Source organism: Streptomyces sp. NPDC059499, from assembly GCF_042749285.1.
Classification (GTDB): Bacteria; Actinomycetota; Actinomycetes; order Streptomycetales; family Streptomycetaceae; genus Streptomyces.
On record NZ_JBHYTT010000006.1, the window covers coordinates 283,258 to 302,865 of the forward strand.

Annotated in this window: 18 protein-coding genes and 1 riboswitch; of the genes, 12 read left to right on the forward strand and 6 right to left on the reverse strand. The window is 73.3% G+C overall.

Features of this window, described 5'->3' with window-relative positions; genetic code table 11:
* The 5 genes from ACFW9O_RS17230 to ACFW9O_RS17250 are packed head-to-tail and all read left to right on the forward strand — an operon-like array spanning window position 1 to window position 4,436.
* Complete coding sequence (locus ACFW9O_RS17230) at window positions 1-792, forward strand: ABC transporter ATP-binding protein (protein WP_384610166.1); 792 nt, start codon at window positions 1-3, stop codon at window positions 790-792.
* On the forward strand, window positions 789-1,538 hold the full coding sequence (locus ACFW9O_RS17235; RefSeq protein WP_351175662.1) for an ABC transporter ATP-binding protein: 750 nt from the start codon (window positions 789-791) through the stop codon (window positions 1,536-1,538). Before ACFW9O_RS17230 ends, ACFW9O_RS17235 begins: the two co-directional genes overlap by 4 nt.
* Window positions 1,538-2,425, forward strand: a complete 888-nt coding sequence (locus ACFW9O_RS17240) for a branched-chain amino acid ABC transporter permease (protein ID WP_351175664.1) — start codon at window positions 1,538-1,540, stop codon at window positions 2,423-2,425. Before ACFW9O_RS17235 ends, ACFW9O_RS17240 begins: the two co-directional genes overlap by 1 nt.
* On the forward strand, window positions 2,422-3,528 hold the full coding sequence (locus ACFW9O_RS17245) for a branched-chain amino acid ABC transporter permease (RefSeq protein WP_384610169.1): 1,107 nt from the start codon (window positions 2,422-2,424) through the stop codon (window positions 3,526-3,528). Before ACFW9O_RS17240 ends, ACFW9O_RS17245 begins: the two co-directional genes overlap by 4 nt.
* The gene (locus ACFW9O_RS17250) at window positions 3,525-4,436 is read left to right on the forward strand and encodes an alpha/beta fold hydrolase (RefSeq protein WP_384610172.1); all 912 of its coding nucleotides are present in this window, start codon (window positions 3,525-3,527) and stop codon (window positions 4,434-4,436) included. The genes ACFW9O_RS17245 and ACFW9O_RS17250 overlap by 4 nt, the downstream gene beginning before the upstream one ends.
* Before the next feature lie 30 nt (window positions 4,437-4,466).
* Here the strand turns inward: ACFW9O_RS17250 and ACFW9O_RS17255 are convergent, their stop codons facing one another.
* Together ACFW9O_RS17255 and ACFW9O_RS17260 are read right to left on the reverse strand one after the other, a co-directional pair.
* Window positions 4,467-6,455, reverse strand: a complete 1,989-nt coding sequence (locus ACFW9O_RS17255; RefSeq protein ID WP_384610175.1) for a helix-turn-helix domain-containing protein — start codon at window positions 6,453-6,455, stop codon at window positions 4,467-4,469.
* Window positions 6,456-6,489: 34 nt separating this feature from the next.
* Window positions 6,490-7,284: a 3-hydroxybutyrate dehydrogenase gene (locus ACFW9O_RS17260; protein ID WP_384610178.1), complete on the reverse strand. Its 795-nt coding sequence runs from the start codon at window positions 7,282-7,284 to the stop codon at window positions 6,490-6,492.
* A 295-nt stretch (window positions 7,285-7,579) separates the two neighbouring features.
* On the opposite strand from ACFW9O_RS17260, the gene ACFW9O_RS17265 reads away from it, so the two are divergent.
* Window positions 7,580-9,061, forward strand: coding sequence for a PHB depolymerase family esterase (locus ACFW9O_RS17265; RefSeq protein WP_384610181.1), 1,482 nt, complete (start codon window positions 7,580-7,582; stop codon window positions 9,059-9,061).
* On the opposite strand, the gene ACFW9O_RS17270 is transcribed toward ACFW9O_RS17265, so the two are convergent.
* Window positions 9,043-9,555 carry a hypothetical protein gene (locus ACFW9O_RS17270; RefSeq protein ID WP_351175676.1) on the reverse strand — a complete coding sequence of 171 codons (513 nt, stop codon included), beginning with the start codon at window positions 9,553-9,555 and terminating at the stop codon, window positions 9,043-9,045. The two genes, ACFW9O_RS17265 and ACFW9O_RS17270, sit on opposite strands and share 19 nt — an antisense overlap.
* A 161-nt stretch (window positions 9,556-9,716) precedes the next feature.
* Window positions 9,717-9,851, forward strand: a riboswitch (cobalamin riboswitch).
* Window positions 9,852-9,956: 105 nt separating this feature from the next.
* Here ACFW9O_RS17270 and ACFW9O_RS17275 point away from each other — a divergent pair.
* From ACFW9O_RS17275 to ACFW9O_RS17300, 6 genes are all read left to right on the forward strand, one after another.
* Window positions 9,957-11,204, forward strand: coding sequence for a prenyltransferase/squalene oxidase repeat-containing protein (locus ACFW9O_RS17275; protein ID WP_384610183.1), 1,248 nt, complete (start codon window positions 9,957-9,959; stop codon window positions 11,202-11,204).
* Window positions 11,201-11,890: an SCO2322 family protein gene (locus ACFW9O_RS17280; protein WP_384610186.1), complete on the forward strand. Its 690-nt coding sequence runs from the start codon at window positions 11,201-11,203 to the stop codon at window positions 11,888-11,890. The genes ACFW9O_RS17275 and ACFW9O_RS17280 overlap by 4 nt, the downstream gene beginning before the upstream one ends.
* Entirely contained in the window at window positions 11,887-13,035 is a 1,149-nt protein-coding gene (locus ACFW9O_RS17285; RefSeq protein ID WP_384610189.1) for an energy-coupling factor transporter transmembrane component T, read from the forward strand. The genes ACFW9O_RS17280 and ACFW9O_RS17285 overlap by 4 nt, the downstream gene beginning before the upstream one ends.
* The gene (locus tag ACFW9O_RS17290; protein WP_384610192.1) at window positions 13,032-14,762 is read left to right on the forward strand and encodes an ABC transporter ATP-binding protein; all 1,731 of its coding nucleotides are present in this window, start codon (window positions 13,032-13,034) and stop codon (window positions 14,760-14,762) included. The genes ACFW9O_RS17285 and ACFW9O_RS17290 overlap by 4 nt, the downstream gene beginning before the upstream one ends.
* Complete coding sequence (locus ACFW9O_RS17295) at window positions 14,759-15,583, forward strand: ECF transporter S component (RefSeq protein ID WP_384610193.1); 825 nt, start codon at window positions 14,759-14,761, stop codon at window positions 15,581-15,583. Before ACFW9O_RS17290 ends, ACFW9O_RS17295 begins: the two co-directional genes overlap by 4 nt.
* Window positions 15,584-15,857: 274 nt before the next feature.
* Window positions 15,858-16,298: a lytic transglycosylase domain-containing protein gene (locus ACFW9O_RS17300; RefSeq protein ID WP_384610195.1), complete on the forward strand. Its 441-nt coding sequence runs from the start codon at window positions 15,858-15,860 to the stop codon at window positions 16,296-16,298.
* Window positions 16,299-16,369: 71 nt separating this feature from the next.
* Here ACFW9O_RS17300 and ACFW9O_RS17305 read toward each other — a convergent pair whose 3' ends face one another.
* From ACFW9O_RS17305 to aroQ, 3 genes are read right to left on the reverse strand one after another with little or no spacing between them, the layout of a single operon-like run.
* On the reverse strand, window positions 16,370-18,151 hold the full coding sequence (locus ACFW9O_RS17305) for a bifunctional sugar phosphate isomerase/epimerase/4-hydroxyphenylpyruvate dioxygenase family protein (protein ID WP_384610196.1): 1,782 nt from the start codon (window positions 18,149-18,151) through the stop codon (window positions 16,370-16,372).
* Window positions 18,152-18,210: 59 nt separating this feature from the next.
* The gene (locus ACFW9O_RS17310; protein ID WP_384610198.1) at window positions 18,211-19,074 is read right to left on the reverse strand and encodes a shikimate dehydrogenase; all 864 of its coding nucleotides are present in this window, start codon (window positions 19,072-19,074) and stop codon (window positions 18,211-18,213) included.
* Window positions 19,071-19,544 (reverse strand): type II 3-dehydroquinate dehydratase, encoded by a 474-nt coding sequence (gene aroQ / locus ACFW9O_RS17315; RefSeq protein WP_384610200.1) that lies wholly within the window; start codon window positions 19,542-19,544, stop codon window positions 19,071-19,073. The genes ACFW9O_RS17310 and aroQ overlap by 4 nt, the downstream gene beginning before the upstream one ends.
* Window positions 19,545-19,608 lie beyond the last annotated feature (64 nt).

Below are 19,608 nucleotides of genomic sequence, written 5' to 3' on the forward strand. Positions count from 1 at the left end.
GTGACGGCACCCGGCGCCATCACCGCGCACGACGGGGGAGCGCGTACGAGTGCTCCCGTACTTCGACTGGACGGTCTCGGCTGGAGCATCGGCGGGGCGACCATCCTCCAGGACATCACGCTGAGCGTCCGCGAAGGCGAGTTCCTCGCCTTCATCGGCCCCAACGGGGCGGGAAAGACCTCCCTGTTCAACCTGATCAGCGGGCTGAACCCGCCGACCGGGGGCACCCTCGAGCTGGACGGTACGGACATCACTGGGTTGCCCGTGCACACCCGCGCCCGGCGGGGCATCGGCCGGACGTTCCAGACCTCCAGCCTCTGGCCGCAGATGACGGTGGCCGAGCACGTCAGGCTGGCCGCACAGGCCCGCCACGGCGGCTCCTACCGGCTGTGGCGGCGCGCTTCCCCGTACACCGCCGAGGTGACCGGCGTACTGGAGCGCACCGGTCTCGGCCACCGCGCCCGGGCTACGGCCGCGGAGCTGTCGCACGGCGAGAAGCGCAAGCTGGAACTGGCGGTGCTGCTGGTGGGTGAGCCCCGGGTCATGCTGCTCGACGAGCCGATGGCCGGGGTGAGCGCGGAGGAGGTCCCCGCGCTCACCGAGCTGATCCGCACCCTGCACCGGGACGAGGGCCGCACCGTCCTCATGGTCGAGCACCACATGGACGTCCTGCTGGGTCTTGCCGACCGGCTCGCCGTGATGCACCACGGCCGACTGCTGGCACTGGACACCCCGCAGGCCGTGACCGCCGACCCGGTCGTCCAGCAGGCCTATCTCGGGGAGGGGCTGTGACGTCCGACCCGAAGGTGCTGCTCGCCGTGCGGGACCTGCGGGTCCTCATCGGCGGCCGGCACATCCTGCACGGCGTGGACCTGGACGTGGCACGCCACGGGGTGACCGCGCTGCTCGGCCGCAACGGTGCGGGGAAGACCACGACCGTGCGCGGCATCCTCGGTCTCGTCCCGCGCGCCGGGAGCGTGCGGCTCGACGGCGAGGAGACCGTGGCGATGCCCACCCACACCCTGGTCCGGCGGGGCATCGGATACGCCCCCGAGGACCGCGGGATCTTCGCCGGACTGACCGTGGCGGAGAACCTCCGGCTGGCCGAGCGCCGCGGCGCGGGCGAGCCCGCCTATCCCCTGGTGCACGAGCTCTTCCCCGAACTGAAACTCCGTGAGAGGCAGTTGGCCGGGACGCTGTCCGGCGGCCAGCAGCAGATGGTGGCCATCGGCCGCACCCTGCTCAACGGCAACCGGCTGATCATCGCCGACGAGCCCACCAAGGGCCTGGCGCCGAAGGTGGTCACCGAGGTGGCCGGGGTGCTGGAACGGGCGGCGGAGGCCGTGCCCGTCCTGCTCGTGGAGCAGAACCTCGCCGTCGTACGGCGCCTCGCCGAGCACTGCGTGGTGCTCGCCGACGGCCGGACGGCCCACCGGGGCACGGCGGACGGGCTGCTCGGCGACGCGGAGGCGACCCGCCGACTGCTCGGCGTCGGGTCGGGCCCGCTCACCACACACCCCGCGGAGGCGGATTCCTGATGTCCACCATCGTGCTGCTCACCATGACCGGTCTCGGTCTGGGTGCGCTCTACTTCCTCATCGCGTCCGGGCTCTCGCTGATCTTCGGCCTGATGGACGTGCTCAACTTCGCCCACGGCGCGCTCCTTTCCATCGGCGCCTACGGCACCTGGTGGGCGGCCTCCGGGAACCTGCCCGGCGCGGACGCCGGAGGCTGGGGCTTCGTCCTCGCCGTGCTGTTCGGTACGGCGGTGGGCACCCTCGCGGCCGTACTGCTCGAACTGGCCGTCGTACGGCCCCTCTACACCCGGCCGCGCGAGCAGGTGCTCGCCACGGTCGGGGTGGGGCTCGCCGTCCCCGCCCTGCTGTCGGGCATCTGGGGTTCCGACGCCCTGACCTTCCCCGGACCGCAGGCGCTGTCCGGCACCTTCGGGCTGCTGGGCGCCGAAGTCCCCGTCAACCGGCTGGTCCTGATCGCGGCGGCGGTGCTCGTCCTGGTGGCGCTGCGCCTGTTCCTCGGCCGGACCCGGCACGGTCTGGTCGTGCGGGCCGGGGTGGAGGACCGGGCGATGGTGACCGCGCTCGGCATCGACGTCCGCAAGGCCTTCACACTCGTCTTCGCGATCGGCGGCTGCGCCGCCGCGCTCGGCGGGGCGCTCGGCGGCCTGTACTTCGGCTCGGTCGACCCCCGTCAGGGCACCTCGCTGCTGATCTTCGCGTTCGTCGTGGTGGTCACCGGAGGCATGGGGTCGGTGACCGGTGCCGCAGTGGCGGCCGTGGTCATCGGCCTGGTCCAGCAGTTCGCCAACTACTACACCGCAGCGGGCCTCGGCGACCTGGCCGTCGTCGTCCTGCTCGCCGCGCTGCTGCTCGTCCGGCCGCGCGGACTGACCGGGAGGCTCGCGTGAGTACCGCCACCCAGACACCCGACCGTACGGACGGCGGACCGGCGCCCACCGTGCCCCCGGCATCCGGGAGGGCCACCCGGCTGCTGCGCCGGTGGCCTGCCGCCGTGCTGGTGCTCCTGGTGGTCGCGCCGTTCAGCGCGCTTCCCCTCCCGGGCCTGCTGGACGGACCGGTCGGCAGCCCGGGAAGCCTCCAACTCCTGGCCACCTGCCTGCTGTTCGGGGCACTGGCCACGGGCTACGACCTGCTGCTCGGCCGTACCGGCCTGCTCTCCTTCGGGCACGCGCTGTACTTCGCCGCGGGCAGCTACGCCACCAACATGTTCCTGCTGGAGGCGGGACTGCCGTTCGCCGTCGCCGCCGTGCTGGGGCTGTGCTTCGGAATCGCCCTCGCCCTCGTGCTGGGGTCGGTGAGCCTGCGGGTCACGGGCATCGGCTTCTCGATGGTGACGCTCGCCTTCGCCCAGGCCGGCTCGATCCTGGTCTCGCGGAACCCCGGCGGCTTCACCGGCGGCGAGGAGGGCCGGGCGGCCCCGGCGGAGTTGCTGCCGTCCTCGCTGGTCGGCATCGACAACACCGCGAACCTCTACTGGATCGCCCTCGCCTACCTCGTCCTCACCCTCGGCGTCGTCCACTGGGCGGTCCGCTCCCCCACCGGGCGGGTCTGGGAGGGCATCAAGGAGAACGAACGCCGGGTGGAGGTCCTGGGCCTGAAGCCGTACGGGTTCAAGCTGACGGCCTTCGTGCTGGCCGGGGCGCTGGCGGCGGTCGGCGGCCTCGTCCACCTCCTGCTCACCGGCGGCTCCACCCCGCAGACGACCACCTCCGACTTCACGCTCTCGCTGCTGGTGATGGTGGTCCTGGGCGGATCCGGCACCCGCTGGGGGCCGATGGTCGGCGGCATCCTCTACACCTGGGCGGACCACCGGCTCGGCGACCTCGCCGGATCGGGAGCGGTCGCCGACCTGCCCGCCGTGCTGCGGGTGCCGCTCTCCCAGCCGCTGTTCCTGCTCGGGGTGCTGTTCGTGGCCGTGGTACACCTGCTGCCCGGCGGCCTGGCCCGCCTGCCGTCCCGTCTGCGCCGACCCCGCAAGGAGAACCCGTGACACCGTACGAGGAGATACGCGTCCCCGTGACCGGCGGCGAACTCACGGCGCTGCGCTGGCCCGCCCGGGACCCCGGCGCGCCGGTGGTCGTGGCCCTGCACGGCATCACCGCCAACGCGCTCTCCTGGGGCGCCGTGGCGGGGGTGCTCGCGGGCCGCGCCACCCTGGTCGCCCCCGATCTGCGCGGCCGCGGCGCGAGTGCCGAGCTGCCCGGCCCGTACGGCATCGCCGCACACGCGGACGACGCCGCCGCGCTGGCCGGGGCGCTCGGCCCGGGCCGGGTGGTGCTGGCCGGCCACTCGATGGGCGCGTTCGTGGCGGCGCTGGCCGCCGTACGGCACCCGGGCCGCTTCGGTCCGCTGGTGCTCGTGGACGGCGGATTCGGCTTCCCCGCCCCCACGCACCTGTCCGCGGACGAACTGCTGACCGCCGTGATCGGCCCGGCCATGGACCGTCTGTCGATGACGTTCACCGACCGTGCCGCGTACCGGGCGTTCTGGCAGGCCCATCCGGCGTTCCAGGGAGATGCCTGGTCGCCGGAGGTGGACGCGTACATCCAGCGGGACCTGACGGGCGAGGAGCCCGCGCTGCGCTCCGGCTGCCGGCTGGAGGCGGTCCGCACGGACGGCATGGGCCTCTTCGAGGACGAGGTGCTGTCGGCGGTGGGCAAACTCCAGGAGCCCGCCACGCTGTTGTGGGCGGAGCGCGGCCTGATGAACGAGGAGCAGGGCCTGTACGACGCGACACGCCTGGCGGCGGCGGGACTCTCCGGCACCGGGGTCCGGGCGGTGCGGATCGACGGCGTCAACCACTACACGGTGCTCACGGGCGAGCCGGGAGCCACCCGGATCGTCGAGAGTCTGCTGGCGGCCTCCGTACCGGACGGACAGGGAACGTCCGGCGGTTGAGAGCGGGTCCCGCACCCCGGGCGGCCCGGATCACTCGTCCCGGCCGCCCGACAGCAGCTGCAGCCGCAGCGCCAGCTGAAGCTCCAGCGCCCGGTCCGGCTCGTTCCAGTCGCGGCCCAGCAGCACCTGGATCCGGTCCAGCCTCTGCACCACCGTGTTCACATGGACGTGCAGCTCATCCTTGGCGCGGATCAGGCTGCCCCCAGCGGCGAAGTACGCCCGCAGCGTCCGGACCAGGTGTGTGCCGCGCCGCTCGTCGTACCGCAGCAGCGGGCCCAGCACCGCCGTGACGAAGCCGTCCACGTCCTTCGCGTTGCCCAGCACCACACCGAGGAAGCCGAGTTCGTCGACACAGGCGCCCTCGCCCGTACGCCCCAGCACCCGCATCGCCCGCAGACAGCGCGCGGCCTCCGCGTGGGCGGCGGCCAGTTCGCGCGGGCCGCGGGCGGGGCCTGTGCCCGCGACGGTGACGGGTGCCTGGACCAGGTGCCCGAGCTGCGTGGCCGCCGCCCGCGCGGCCTCGCCGGCGGCCTCGCCGGACATCGGTGTCCGGTCTCCGCAGTCGATCAACAGCACCACGGTTCCCGCGTGTTCGGCGCTCACTCCGTGGATGTCCCCACCGAACAGGTACCGCATCGCCGCGCCGCCGAGCTTCTCCCGGGCCGCCGCCTCCGCCACCAGCAGCAGATGCGGCCGGTCCAGATCGATGCCGAGCCGTCTGCCCCGCTCGGCGAGTCCCGCCGGGTCGCGCTCCGGGTCGCTGAGCAGATCACTGATCAGCTCTCCCCGTATGCGGTTCTCGGTCTCGGCGACCGTGCGGCGCAGCAGCAGGAGCAGACCGGTGACGACAGCGGCGCGTTCGAAGAGCCGCCGGTCGGAGTCGTCGAGGTGGTCCGGCCGGTGCAGCACCAGGCTGGCCAGGAGCTCCTGCCCGGCGAGCACGGCGCAGATCCACCGGCCGTCGCGGTGCACCGCGCGCGCCCCGCTACGGGACTCCTCGGCGGTCCCGGCGAGCCAGCCCGCGTCCATGCTGTCGACGGCGAACACCCCGCCCTCCGGCGATACGGCCGCCAGCGGCCGCCCGACCGGATCGTGAATGGTCAGGGCGCTGTCCAGCAGCCCCGCCACGGACGCGGCGACATCCTTGACGTCGCCCCCGCGCAGCACCAGGTCGGTGAGCCGGTCATGGGCCTCCTCGGCCCGTTGCATGGCGGCCGAGTGCGCCCGTACGGCGGCGTTGGCCTCGGCGAGTTCGGCGTTCGCCCCGGCGAGTTCGGCGAGGGCCGATCTGGTGTCGTCCAGTGCCCGGGCGGTGTCGATCGCGATCGCGGCGTGGGCGGCCAGCGAGCACAGCAGGGCCACCTCCTCGGGGCTGAAGACGCGGGGGGCCCGGTCCGCGGCGAAAAGGACGCCGATGACCTTTCCCGTACCGCCGCGGCTGGAGCCGAGCAGCAGGGGCACTCCCAGGATCGCGACGAGCCCCTCGTCCAGCACCCCGGCGTTGATGTTGCGGGTGTGGCGGAAGCGGTCGTCGGTGCGGTAGTCGGGGGTGGCGTACGGGCTCGCGGTCTGCGCCACGAGTCCGCCGAGGCCCTCTCCGAGTTCGAGGCGCAGCCGCTGGAAGAGGACGGAGACCGATCCGTCGGTGACCCGCATGTAAGTGTCGCCCGCCTCCTCGTCGGGGAGCGTGAGGTAGGCGGTGTCGGTGCCCAGCAGCATCCTGGCCCGCCGCACGATGGCCTTCAGCACATCGTCCAGGTCCCGGGAGGCCGCCAGGTCGCCCGCGGTGTCGAAGAGGGCGGTGAGCTGGAGTTCCCGGCGCCGGTGCTGGCGCAGGACCCCCCTGATCCGCAGGGCGGTCGCGGCCGCCCGCTCCACCTCGGCCAGTTCGGCGGCGGGCACCCCGGCGGCCCTGGCCTCCGAGGTGACGACGCCGAGCTCCTCGGCGGGGGCGTCGTCGGCCAGCAGGTCGAGGAGGCGCGCCAGGAGGGGGGCGGCGGAGGGGGACGGTTCAGACATGGGCGGCCATCGTTCTTCGGGGAGCGGGGGGAGGTCAGTTGGCGGTCCAGCCGCCGTCCATCGCGAGGGAGGTTCCGGTGATGTGTCCCGTGCCGGGACCGCACAGCCACAGGACGGCGCCGGCCACGTCAGCGGGTTCGATGAGCCGCTTGATGGCGCTGCGCTCCAGCATCACCCGGCCGACCACGTCCTGTTCCGAGATGCCGTGGCTGCGGGCCTGGTCGGCGATCTGGTTCTCGACGAGGGGGGTGCGGACGTAGCCGGGGCTGACGCAGTTGCTCGTCACCCCGTGCTCCGCCGCTTCGAGTGCGACCACCTTGCTGAGTCCCTCCAGTGCGTGCTTGGCCGAGACGTAGGCCGATTTGTAGGGGCTGGCGCGCAGCCCGTGTACGGACGAGATGTTGACGACGCGCCCCCAGCCGCGTTCGTACATGCCGGGGAGCGTACGGCGCAAGATGCGGAACGGTGCTTCCACCATCACCCGGTGGATCAGTGTGAAGCGGTCCGGCGGGAAGTCGTGCACCGGGGCCACGTGCTGCAGCCCCGCGTTGTTGACCACGATGTCCGCGTCGTCGGGCAGCGCGTCCACCGCCTCGGCCACGGAGAGGTCGGCCACCCAGGCCGTACCGCCGATCCGCTCGGCCAGTTCCTTGGCGGCGTCGGCGGCCTTGTCCACCACGTGCACATGGGCGCCCGCGACGGCGAGGGCCTGCGCGCAGGCCAGTCCGATGCCGCTCGCCGCACCGGTGACCAGCGCGGTGCGCCCGGCCAGGGGCCGGTCTGCGGGGGGCGTGGGGGGTTCGTGGTCAGGGGTCCGGGAAGTCTGCATGAGCGTCACCGTAAGGACGTCACCGCCCGCATCACACGGGGTCGGTGCACACACCCTCGGGCGGCGGCATGGTGGCGGCGTACATGGTGCGGGCGCAGCGCCGGGCGCGCGGATCCCGGGGCGGGAGCCGGGTGCCGCGGGGGCGGAAGCCGGGCGCCTAAAGCCGGGCGCCGGACGCAAGAGGAGTGCCGCACACAGCACGGCGCGGCGGGTGTCCCCCTGCCACATGGGCGGCGCCCTGCCCGGCTCATAGGTTCCGGCAGCAGTCCGCACGTCCGACCAGGGAGGCCCCACCGTGCGCCCACCGATCCTCCGACGCCTGTTCCGCCGCGTCGCCTCCACCGCAGTCCTCGGCCTTCTCGCCGCGACCCTCGGTACGGCCGTGACCGCCCCGCCGGCCGCGGCCGCGGCCGGTCTGACACAGGTCACCGGCTTCGGTACGAACCCCGGCAATCTGCAGATGTTCGCGTACACCCCGGACAACCTGGCGGCCGGAGCGCCGCTGGTCGTCGCCCTGCACGGCTGCACCCAGACGGCCAACGCGTACTACACCAACTCGGGCTGGCCGAAGTTCGCCGACGCCTGGGGCTTCGACGTCGTCTTCCCGCAGACGACGTCGGCGAACAACGCGCTGTCCTGCTTCGGCTGGTTCGACCAGGCGGAGAGCACCCGGGGCCGGGGCGAGGCCGCGTCCATCGTGCAGATGGTCGAGTACGCGAAGCAGACGTACGGCTCCGACGGCCGCCGGGTGTACGTCACGGGGCTCTCCGCGGGCGGCGGCATGACGGCGGATCTGCTCGCCGCGTACCCGGACGTGTTCGCGGGCGGTTCCGTGGCCTCCGGGCTGCCCGCGCAGTGCGCGACCAGCCAGGCCGCCGCGTCCGGCTGCCAGACCGGGCCGCAGAAGCTGACACCCGCCCAGTGGGGCGACAAGGTCCGCAACTCCTACCCCGGCCACACCGGACCGTGGCCCCGGGTCGCGATCTGGCAGGGCACCTCCGACTACACGGTCTACCCGGCCAACGCCACCGCACTGCGCGACCAGTGGACAAATGTCTGGGGCATCGGGCAGACCCCGTCCAGCACCCGGAGCCTGCCCGGCAACACCACGCAGACCACCTACGACGACGCCTCCGGGCAGCCGGCCGTGGAGATGTTCTCCGTGTCCGGCATGGGGCACGGTCTGCCGGTGAGCCCGGGCTCGGGTGCCGATCAGTGCGGGTCGACGGCCGCGTACTTCCTGAACACCATCTGCTCCACGTACTACACGGGTGTGTTCTGGGGCCTGGACAAGGGCACCCCCGGCGGTGGGGACGGGCTGCCCGCCCCCGCCGGGCTGAAGGTCACCGGGGTCACCGACAGCACCGCGTCGCTGTCGTGGAACGCGGTCGCGGGAGCGGCCTCGTACAAGGTGTACCGCGACGGCGCCGCGGTGGGCTCGCCCGCGTCGGCGTCCTTCACGGACACCGGTCTGTCCGCCGGGGTCTCCTACCGCTACACCGTGGCGGCGGCCGACTCCTCGGGCACCGCCGGAGCCGTCACGTCGGCGGTGACCGCGACCACCTCGGGAGGCCCGGCCCCCGCCCGGTGCTTCACCGCGACGAACTACGCGCATGTGACGGCGGGGCGGGCGTACACCTCGGGCGGTTACGTGTACGCGAACGGCTCCGCGCAGAACATGGGGCTGTACAACGTGTTCGTCACCCACACACTCAGGGAGTCACCGGTCGGCCACTTCGTGATCGCTGACTCCGGTTGTCAGGCCGGGTCCTCGTAGTCGCCGCGGATCGCCCCGGGCAGCTCGCAGCCGTCCTCGACGGCTGTGAGCGACACGATCTGCTCCGTGCCGAAGCCCTCCATCGCGTAGTGCCGGGCGAACACCTTCCACCCCCGCTTGGCGAGGGTGCGGAAGGTGACGTCCTGCTCCTCGTGGCTGGAGACGATCTCCCAGTCCTGGCCGCGCAGCGCCCTGACCGTGGCCTCGAAGGCGCGGGCCGCGTCCGCCGCGGGCGCGTCCCCCATCCAGGGGGCCACGCAGTCCCGCCAGGCCCCCTCGGGCATGCCGGCCGTGGAGGTGTCACCGGGCGGGAGCCCCGCCGCGTCGGCGAGGGCCGCTATCTCGTCGCCCACCGTCTGCTTGGTGAACGGTGCGACGGGCGAGGGTGACGCCTTCGGCGCACCCTCGCTCCCGCCGACGAGACCGCAGCCTGCGGCCATAGTCATGAACGCGCTCACCGCGGCCGCCACGGCCACCGTTCTTCTTGTACGCACAGGTGCTTCCCGCCCCGGTCGTTCCTCCCCACGGGCGGGTGCCCGTGCGATCCCCGCCGGGAGTTTCGCATGCGCTCTGACCTGCTGGGAAGGCCTTTCCTCCGTCGCCCTGCGGCAGGTCCGCCGCGTGCGGAGCCGTCCGCACACAGAGGCGCCGGGGTACCCCGGTAGAGTGAGCGGGTCGTCATCATGCCCGTACGGGGGGAAGCCGGTGCGAATCCGGCGCTGACCCGCAACCGTCATCCGCCCTCGGGGGCGGTGAGCCGGAATGCCCCGTCCGTGAGCGTGACCGGCTCGCGCCACCGGAACCCCGGTGGCCGGCACCGTCGAGGTATACGGGGCCGGAGCCCGGTGCATCCGTGTGCCTGTGCCCGGTCCTCGCAGGAGAGGCCCAGCCCGCCATGACCGTACGCCGCCGCGCGGCAGCACTCGCGATCACCGCCGTGCTCTGTTCCGCAGCCGCCCCCGCAGCGGTCGCCGCACCGAGTCCTTCCCCGTCGGCGGATCTGCCGGCCGGGCTGTACGGGACGAAGGACCCCACGTACGACGGTGTGTGGCGACAGTCGCTGGCCTTCCTCGCCCAGAAGATCGAACTGGTCACGCCCGCCACGGAGTCGGTGGACTGGCTGGTGGGCCAGCAGTGCGCCGACGGCGCCTTCGCCTCGTACCGCGCCGCGTCCGGGTCCTGCGACGCGAAGACGGTGGCGGACACCAACGCGACCGCGGCCGCGGTCCAGGCCATGGTCGAACTCGCCGTGCACCGCGAGGTCGTGGACAAGGGCGTCGGCTTCCTCAAGTCCGTACAGAACGAGGACGGCGGCTGGGGGTACAACCCGGGCAGCCCGAGCGACGCCAACTCCACCGCCGTCGTGATCGGCGCGCTGGCCCGCGCGGGTGTGCCGCTGGCCGACATCACGACCGATTCGGGGAAGACGCCGTACACGGCGCTGCAGACGTTCGCCCTGCCGTGCGGCGGCGAGGGCGGCGGCGCGTTCGCGTACCAGCCGGACAAGGACGGCAAGCTCACCGCCAACGCGGACGCCACGGCGGCAGCGGTGCTCGGCTCGATGGGCAAGGGCCTGGCCGCCGGCAACTCCAACGCGGTGAAGGCCCCCGTCTGCCACAAGGGCACCGGCCTCACGGCCGAACAGTCCGCGCAGAACGGCGCCTACTACCTCTCGGGCGCGCTCGCGGAGTCGGGCCATCTGGACCTCCCCCCGATGCCGGGTGCCGAGGACTCCGCGCCGCAGCCGGACTTCGGCAACACCGCCGACGCGGTCGTCGCCCTGGCCGCGTCCGGTCACAAGGACAAGGCGGCCGGAGCGGTCACCTATCTGCAGAAGAACTCTCGGGCATGGGCCAAGGAGGGCGGCCCCGCCGCCACCGCCCAGCTGGTGCTCGCCGCACACGCGACGGGCGCGGACGCCCGTGACTTCGGCGGCGTGGACCTCGTCAAGCAGCTCAACGCGTCGGGCCCCAAGCCGGCCGCCACCGCCGTGCCCTCACCGACCGCGTCGGCACAGCAGCAGAAGGACACGAGCAGCGACGACGGCGGACTGGGTGTCTGGTGGCTCGTCGGCATCGGTCTCGCCTTCGGTGCGGGCATCGGCTTCCTGCTCAGCGGACGCCGGAAGAACCAGGGCCTGTGAGGCGCACGCCGGTCACCGCGGCGCTTCTCCTCCTCGTCGGCGCTCTGCTGACCGTGCTGGGCGCGGGCAGCGCGCAGGCGGCCGGTTACCGCTACTGGTCGTTCTGGGAGGGCGACGGCGGGAAGAACTGGTCGTACGCCACGCAGGGCCCGTCCCTGGTCCGGCCGGACGACGGCGCGGTGCAGGGTTTCCGGTTCTCGGTGAGCGAGGACTCCCAGGATTCGGCGCAGCCGCGCCGGGCCCCGGACTTCGGTGCGATCTGTGCGGGGACCCCCGCGAAGGACGGCAGCAAGCGGATCGCGCTGGTCATCGACCCGGGCACGGCCGCGGACGCCCCGGACGGCGAGAAGCCGCCCGCGCTGCGTACCGCGTGTGCCCGGGTGGAGCCGGACGCGACCACCGCCGACGCGCTCGCCTCGGTGGCCAAGCCGCTGCGGTACGACAGTTCCGCGATGCTCTGTGCGATCTCGGACTATCCCGCGTCGGGCTGCGGTGAGCAGGTCGGTGAGGACTCCGGCGCCTCGGACACCGACGCCTCGGACTCCGGCGGTCCTGCCACGGCGTCCGCCACGGACGACGCCTCCGGCTCCTCCGGCGGCGGCCCGTCGGCCGGTGTGCTGGCCGGGGTCGGCGCGGTCCTCCTCCTCGGTGTCGCCGCGGTGCTGCAGGCCCGACGCCGGCGATGACCCGTCCCACCGGCACGGCCCGGCTCCACCGTGCGCTGCTCGCGCCCCGGGCCACCCGCAGCAACGCGCTGCCGGCCGGGGCCTGGTGGCTGTGGGCGCTCGGCCTCGCCACGGCCGCGTCCCGTACGACCAATCCGCTGCTGCTCGGGCTGCTGGTGGGAGTGGCGGGCTATGTGGTGGCGGCCCGCCGGACGGATGCGCCGTGGGCCCGCTCCTACGGTGCGTTCATCAAGCTGGGGCTGTTCGTCGTCGGTGTGCGGCTGGTCTTCTCCGTGTTCCTCGGATCGCCGATCCCCGGGACGCACACGGTGTTCACGCTGCCCGAGGCTCCGCTGCCCGACTGGGCGCAGGGGGTCAGGATCGGCGGCCGGGTCACCGCGGAGCAGCTGGTCTTCGCGTTGTACGACGGGGCGAAGCTGGCCACCCTGCTGATCTGTGTGGGGGCGGCGAACTCGCTGGCCAATCCGGCCCGGCTCCTGAAGTCGCTGCCGGGCGCGCTGTACGAGGTGGGAGTCGCCGTCGTCGTGGCGATGACCTTCGCGCCGAACATGGTCGCCGATGTGGTGCGGCTGAGGACCGCCCGGAGGCTGCGGGGGCGTGCGACGGGCGGGGTCGGGGCGGTGCTCCAGATCGGGCTGCCGGTGCTGGAGGGCGCGCTGGAGCGTTCGGTGGCCGTGGCGGCGTCGATGGACGCGCGGGGGTACGGGCGCACGGCCCAGGTCCCGCCCGCCGTCCGGCTCACCACGAACGTGCTCACGCTCGGCGGGCTGCTGGGCGTGTGCGCGGGAACGTACGGGCTGCTGGCCGTGCAGGGCGCGGTGTACGGGCTGCCCCTGCTGCTGGCCGGGCTGGTCGCGGCCTTGGCGGGGCTCAGGCTCGGCGGGCGCCGCTCGGTCCGTACCCGCTACCGCCCGGACCGGTGGGGTGTACGGGCCTGGCTGGTCGCGGGCTCGGGTGCGGTGGTCGCGGCGGCGATGATCCGGGCGGGAAGCGTGGATCCGGCGGCGTTGCGCCCCGGTGTCGTACCGCTGACCGCTCCCGTGCTGCCGCTGTGGCCCGCTGCGGCGGTACTGGTCGGGCTGTTGCCCGCCGTGGTGGCGCCCGTCCCGCCGCCGAACTCCCGCACGTCCAAGGAGCAGCCGTGATCCGGTTCGAACAGGTGTCGGTGCAGTACGAGGGCACGGACCGTCCCACGCTCTCGGGCGTCGACCTCACCGTCCCCGAGGGTGAGCTGGCCCTGCTCGTCGGCCCGTCCGGAGTCGGCAAGTCGACTCTGCTGGGTGCCGTATCGGGTCTCGTGCCGCATTTCACCGGCGGTGTGCTGAGGGGCCGGGTCACGGTCGACGGCCGTGACACCCGTACCCACAAGCCACGTGAACTCGCCGATCTCGTCGGCACGGTGGGCCAGGACCCGCTCGCCCACTTCGTCACGGACACGGTCGAGGACGAGCTGGCGTACGGCATGGAGTCGCTGGGCCTCGCCCCCGATGTGATGCGGCGGCGGGTCGAGGAGACGCTGGACCTGCTGGGTCTGGCGGAACTGCGCGACCGGCCCATCGCCACGCTCTCCGGGGGCCAGCAGCAGCGCGTCGCGATCGGCTCGGTCCTCACTCCGCACCCCAAGGTCCTGGTCCTCGACGAGCCGACGTCCGCACTGGACCCGGCGGCGGCCGAGGAGGTCCTGGCGGTGCTCCAGCGTCTGGTGCACGACCTGGGGACGACGGTGCTGATGGCGGAGCACCGGCTGGAGCGGGTGGTGCAGTACGCCGACCGGATCGTCCTGCTGCCCTCGCCCGGCGCTGCCCCGGTCATCGGCGCGCCCGCGGACATCATGGCCGTCTCACCCGTACGCCCGCCGGTGGTGGCCCTCGGGCAGCTGGTGGGCTGGGAGCCGCTGCCGCTGTCGGTGCGCGACGCCCGGCGCCGGGGCGCGGAGCTCCGGGAGCGGCTGGCGCAGGTGCGGCTGCCGTCCGGGCCCGCCTCCCCGCCCCCCGTCGTCGCCCCCCTCCCCGCTCCCGCCGCCGCGCCCCAGGGGCTGTTCGGCCGGCTGCTCGGCCGGGGCCCGCGCACCGCGCCCGGACCCGGTGCGGGCGATCCCGTCACCCGGGTCGAGAGGCTCGGCGTGCGGCGCGGGCGCGTCGAGGCGCTGCGCCGGGTGACGCTGTCCGTCGCACCCGGCGAGACCGTGGCGCTGATGGGCCGCAACGGTGCGGGCAAGTCGACCCTGCTGTCCACGCTCGTCGGAATGATCGAGCCGACCACGGGTTCCGTACGTGTCGGCGGCCTGGATCCCTCCCGTACGGCCCCGCGCGACATGGTGCGCCGGGTCGGGCTCGTACCGCAGGAGCCACGCGATCTGCTGTACGCCGACACGGTCGCCGGCGAGTGCGCGGCGGCCGATTCCGACGCGGGCGCTCCCGCGGGCAGCTGCCGTGCCCTGGTCTCCGAGCTGCTGCCCGGTGTGCCGGACGACATCCACCCGCGCGACCTGTCCGAGGGGCAGCGGCTCGCCCTGGCCCTGGCCCTGGTGCTCACCGCCAGGCCTCCGCTGCTCCTCCTGGACGAGCCGACGCGCGGCCTCGACTACGCGGCGAAGGCCCGCCTGGTCGGGGTGCTTCGCGCGCTGGCCGCCGACGGCCACGCCATCGTCCTCGCCACCCACGATGTGGAGCTGGCGGCCGAGCTGGCCCAGCGCGTGGTGATCCTCGCCGACGGCGAGGTCGTCGCCGACGGCCCGACCCGGCAGGTCGTGGTCTCCTCACCCGCGTTCGCCCCGCAGACCGCGAAGATCCTGGCCCCGCAGGAGTGGCTGACCGTGGCGCAGGTACGTACGGCTCTGGAAGCGTCCGGCCTCGGGGAGCCCACCGCATGACCGGCTCCCGTCCGGCACGCCCGGTCCGTATGGGCCCGCGTGCCGCCGCCGCACTCGTCCTGGTCAGCGCGATCGGGGTGATCGCCTTCGGCTGGCCGCTGCTGGCCGGGGAGGGCTCCGGTGTCACCGCCCACGCCCAGGACGCGCCGTGGCTGTTCGCCGCGCTGCTCGTCCTGCTCGTCGGCGTGCTCGTCGCGACGATCGCGGACGGCGGCCTGGACGCCAAGGCGGTCGCGATGCTCGGCGTCCTCGCGGCGGTGGGCGCCGCGCTGCGCCCCCTGGGGGCGGGGACGGCGGGCCTGGAACCCATGTTCTTCCTGATGGTGCTGAGCGGCCGGGTCCTGGGCCCGGGCTTCGGCTTCGTGCTCGGCTCGGTGACCTTGTTCGCCTCCGCCCTGCTCACGGGAGGGGTGGGCCCGTGGATGCCGTTCCAGATGCTGGCGATGGGCTGGTTCGCGATGGGCGCGGGCCTGCTGCCCGGCCCGGAGCGGCTGAGGGGCAGGGGCGAGGTGCTGATGCTCGCGGCGTACGGGTGTGTGGCGGCGTTCGCGTACGGCACGGTGATGAACCTGCAGGGCTGGACGCTCGTGGCGGGGCTCGGTTCCGGGATCTCCTTCGTCGAGGGCGGCCCGCTGCACGAGAACCTGGTCCGCTTCCTCGCCTACTGCATGGCCACCTCGCTCGGCTGGGACCTGGGCCGTGCCGTCCTCACGGTGGTCCTGACCCTCACGATCGGGCCCACCCTGCTGAAGGCGCTGCGGCGGGCCACCCGGCGTGCGGCCTTCGAGGCCCAGGTCACATTCGAGGCCCCGAAGGCGTGAGGGCGCCCACAGGACCTCGGTCCTGTACGACCCGGCCCCGTAGGGCGTGACCCCTCGCCCGGGCCCCGTTCCCGGCCAGGCTTCCGGGGCCTTCGGCCCCCCGCTACTACGCGGGGCCGTACCGGCGGTCGTTGCGCGGTCCGGGCCGCGTCGCCGAGGATGGATGACGTCGCCGAGCACCGCGGAGTCCGTACGGACGGACCGCGGTCCACGAGTACCGGTCCCGCACTTCAGGGCCGGCCGCGACCTCCCCGTCCCCGACGTTAGGTTCCACGTGTCGTTTGCCCGTCGCATCCTCGCCCAGCCCCGCATCACCCGTCGCAAGGCAGCCGTCACCGGCGCCTCCGTGCTGCTGGGTGCCACCGGACTGGCCCTCGGCGTGACCCCGGCGATGGCCGCTGCGCCTGCCGCCGCTCCGAGCGCCACGGCGAGCGCACAGGACACGGCGAAGAAGATGATCGACGACAACGCCCAGTACACGTGCTTCGACAAGATCGTGGACCACGAGAGCGACTGGGACGTGCACGCCTCCAACGCGTCCTCCGGTGCGTACGGCCTGGTCCAGGCCCTGCCCGGCTCGAAGATGGCGTCGGCGGGCTCCGACTGGCAGACCAACGCCAAGACGCAGATCAAGTGGGGCGTCGACTACATGGAGGACCGCTACGGCAGCCCGTGCGGCGCCTGGGACTTCTGGCAGTCCAACGGCTGGTACTGATCCTCCGGCAGACACATCCCACAGGGCCCCGACCGGTTCACCGGTCGGGGCCCTGTGGTGTCCGGACGCGTTCACGTCCGCTGGGCGGCGAGCCGGACGGGGGCGTTCTGGGCCCCGTATCCGTCGTATCCGCCGGTGCGCTCGACGAGTTCGAAGAAGAGGCTGCCGGTCGTCACGGTGTAGCAGTGCCGGAACTCCCCCTTCTCGTCACGGTCGTAGAGGATGCCGAGTTCGCGGTACGTCTCCAGCTCGCCGGGGGCGAACTCGTGGCGCGCGGCCAGGTCGTCGTAGTAGTTGGCGGGCACCGGCAGCAGCCGCGCACCCGCCGCGCGGGCCCGGCGGACCGAGGTGACGAGGTCGCCGGTGGCCAGGGCCACGTGCTGGGGGCGCGCGGAATCGTCCGTGGGGGACGCCCCGACGCCGAGGGCGATGCGTACGGTTCCTTCGGGGTTGCTGGCGGCCCGGCTGCGGAGCAGGCCGTACGGGTCCGCCAGGTCGATGCTCGCGTGCGGCCGGAGGCCGAGCACGCTGCGGTGGAAGAGGGCCGCCTCGTCGAACTGGTGCCAGGGCTGGGTGAGGGCGACGTGGTCGATGCGGGTGACGCCGATGCCGCCCGGCGTGTGCGGGGCGGGGGCGAAGTCGCCGGTCCAGCCGGGGTGCCCGGGACGGCCCGTGGCACAGAAGAAGAACTCGGTTCCGTCGGGCGCGGCCACCGCGTCCAGCGGGGCGTCCCGGGGCGCGCGGCGCCTGGGCAGTACGGGGGCGAGGAGGGACTCGGCCCGGGCGGACGCCGCCGCCGGGTCGGGGTTCTCCAGGCCGACGGCGGTGAGTGAGGGGTCCGGCCGGTGGCTGCCGGTGTCGGTATCGGTGTTGAGGAGGATGCGGGCCTCGCCCTGTTCCCAGAGGTCCACCGGCTTGCCGGAGTGCCTGGCCGTGCGGGAGAAGCCGAGTGCGCTCAGCAGGGGTGTGATCCTGGCCGTGTCGGCGGTGGCGATCTCGACGAAGGCGAATCCGGTGGGGACGACCGGCGCCGGGGGTGCGGTCAGGCCCGCGGATTCCTGCAGCAGGGCGAGGGAGCGCTGGGCGTCCACCGCGGTGCGGCCCGCGTCCGCCTGTCGGAAGACGTCGTTGAAGACCTCGAGGGAGAGGGGGCCCCGGTAGCCGGCCCGCACAGCGGCCCGGACCAGTCCGGCGACGTCCAGGTCTCCCTGGCCCGGGAAACAGCGGTAGTGCCGGCTCCACTGCAGGACGTCCAGGGCCATCAGCGGGGCGTCGGCGAGCTGCAGGAAGAAGATCTTTTCGCCGGGGATGTCCGCGATCCCCGCGGGGTCGGAACCCCGGGCGAGGATGTGGAAGCTGTCCAGGCAGACGCCGAGAGCCGGGTGGTCCGCGGTTTCGACGATGCGCCAGGCGTGGTCGTACGTACTGACGTGACGCCCCCAGGCCAGCGCCTCGTACGCGATACGGATGCCGTACTCCTGGGCGAGGTCCGCCAGCCGGCGGAGCTGCTCGGCCGCGAGCGCGTCGTCGTCGAGTGCCTGCGGGGAGACGCTCGAACAGACCAGGACCGTGTCGACGCCGAGCCGTCGCATCAGACGGAACTTGTGCTCGGCTCGCCGCAGGTTTCGGGCGAACACGTCGTCAGGGACGGCCTCGATGTCACGCATGGGCTGATAGAGGTCGATCGATAGACCGAGGTCCGCGGTCCGTTCCCTGATCTCCTCCGGTGCGAGGGGGCTGCCGATCAGGTCGTTCTCGAAGATCTCGACGCCGTCGAAGCCGGCGCGCGCGGCAGCGGTGAGCTTCTCGGTGAGCGGGCCGCTGAGCGAGACGGTGGCGATGGACGTACGCATGTCGGTCCTCCGGGCTTCGGGGGTCGGAAATCGGAAACGGGGCCACGGGCTTCCGGGGCTCAGCGGGTGGACGTGAGATCCGCGATGTCGGCGAGCATGCGCGCGGTGTCGGGTTCACGGCCGGTGAAGAGCCGGAAGGAGTCGGCGGCCTGGTAGGCGGCCATGCCACCGCCGTCGAGGGTGGCGCAGCCGAGCGCGCGGGCGGTGCGTACGAGGGTCGTCTCCAGCGGGCGGTAGACGACCTCGGCCACCCACAGGCCGGGGTTCAACAGGTCTGCGGGGAGCGGGAGTCCGGGGTGTGCGGCCATCCCGATGGGGGTGGCGTTGACCAGCCCGTCGGCGCCGGCGGTCCGCGCGGCGATGTCGAGGAGGTCAGCGGCGTCCGCCCGCCCCTGACCGAAGTGCAGGTTCAGGGAGCCGGAGAGGGCGGCAGCCCGCTCGGGAACGGCGTCCAGCACGGTGAGTCGGCCGGCGCCCAGGGCGAGGAGGGCGTGGGCGACGGCCGCTCCCGCCCCGCCGGCGCCCAGCTGGACGACCCGGTCCAGTGCCGCGTCGGGCAGCCCCCGGGCGAAGGAGGCGGCGAAGCCCGTGGCGTCGGTGTTGTGGCCGGTCGCCCTGTCCCCCTCGAAGACAACGGTGTTGACCGCGCCGAGCGCCTCGGCCTGCGGGGAGAGCGCGTCGAGGTGGTCCAGGACCTGCTGTTTGCAGGGGTGGGTCAGGTTGAGGCCGTCGTACCCCATGTCGCGTGCGGCGCGCACGAGTTCACCGGTCCGCTCCGGCGGCACACCGAGTGTGCCGATGTCGATGAGGCGGTAGAGGTAGCGCAGCCCCTGCCGGTCCGCTTCCCGTTCGTGGAGCGCGGGGCTGAGCGAGGGGCCGATGCCGGAGCCGATGAGGCCGACGAGGTACGAGTCCGGGCTCAACGGTTCTCCTCCAGGAGCTGGGCGAGATGGGCGAGGGCCATGGCGTACCCGTGGGCACCGGCCCCGCAGATGACGGCGTCGGCGACGGCCGAGACGTAGCTGTGGTGGCGGAACGCCTCACGCCGGTGGATGTTCGACAGGTGCACCTCCACGACGGGCAGCTCCACGGCGGCGAGCGCGTCGCGCAGGGCCACCGAGGTGTGGCTGTACCCGGCGGGGTTGATCACGATGCCCCGGTGCGCCGTGCGGGCCTCATGGACGGCGTCGATGAGCACGCCCTCGTGGTTGCTCTGCCGGCAGTCGGCGCGCAGGCCGTGGTCCTGTGCGGTCCGGCGGCAGAGTTCCTCGACGTCGGCGAGCGTGCCCGTTCCGTAGACGGCGGGTTCGCGTGGACCGAGCAGGCCGAGGTTCGGCCCGTTCAGCACGAGGACCGGGGCGCCGTGGGGTGTGTCGGCGGCGTGGTTCGACATCGCTCACTTCCCATTAATGTACGGACTGGTTAGTTAGTCTTACCGAATGCGGGGCGCCCTGGGA

Coding starts and splice junctions, on each gene's coding strand:
- ACFW9O_RS17305 (WP_384610196.1), bottom strand. CDS start 18,151: ATGCGTACGTCCATCGCCACCGTCTCGCTCAGCGGCCCGCTCACCGAG.
- ACFW9O_RS17285 (WP_384610189.1), top strand. CDS start 11,887: ATGACCCGTCCCACCGGCACGGCCCGGCTCCACCGTGCGCTGCTCGCG.
- aroQ (WP_384610200.1), bottom strand. CDS start 19,544: ATGTCGAACCACGCCGCCGACACACCCCACGGCGCCCCGGTCCTCGTG.
- ACFW9O_RS17240 (WP_351175664.1), top strand. CDS start 1,538: ATGTCCACCATCGTGCTGCTCACCATGACCGGTCTCGGTCTGGGTGCG.
- ACFW9O_RS17295 (WP_384610193.1), top strand. CDS start 14,759: ATGACCGGCTCCCGTCCGGCACGCCCGGTCCGTATGGGCCCGCGTGCC.
- ACFW9O_RS17260 (WP_384610178.1), bottom strand. CDS start 7,284: ATGCAGACTTCCCGGACCCCTGACCACGAACCCCCCACGCCCCCCGCA.
- ACFW9O_RS17255 (WP_384610175.1), bottom strand. CDS start 6,455: ATGTCTGAACCGTCCCCCTCCGCCGCCCCCCTCCTGGCGCGCCTCCTC.
- ACFW9O_RS17275 (WP_384610183.1), top strand. CDS start 9,957: ATGACCGTACGCCGCCGCGCGGCAGCACTCGCGATCACCGCCGTGCTC.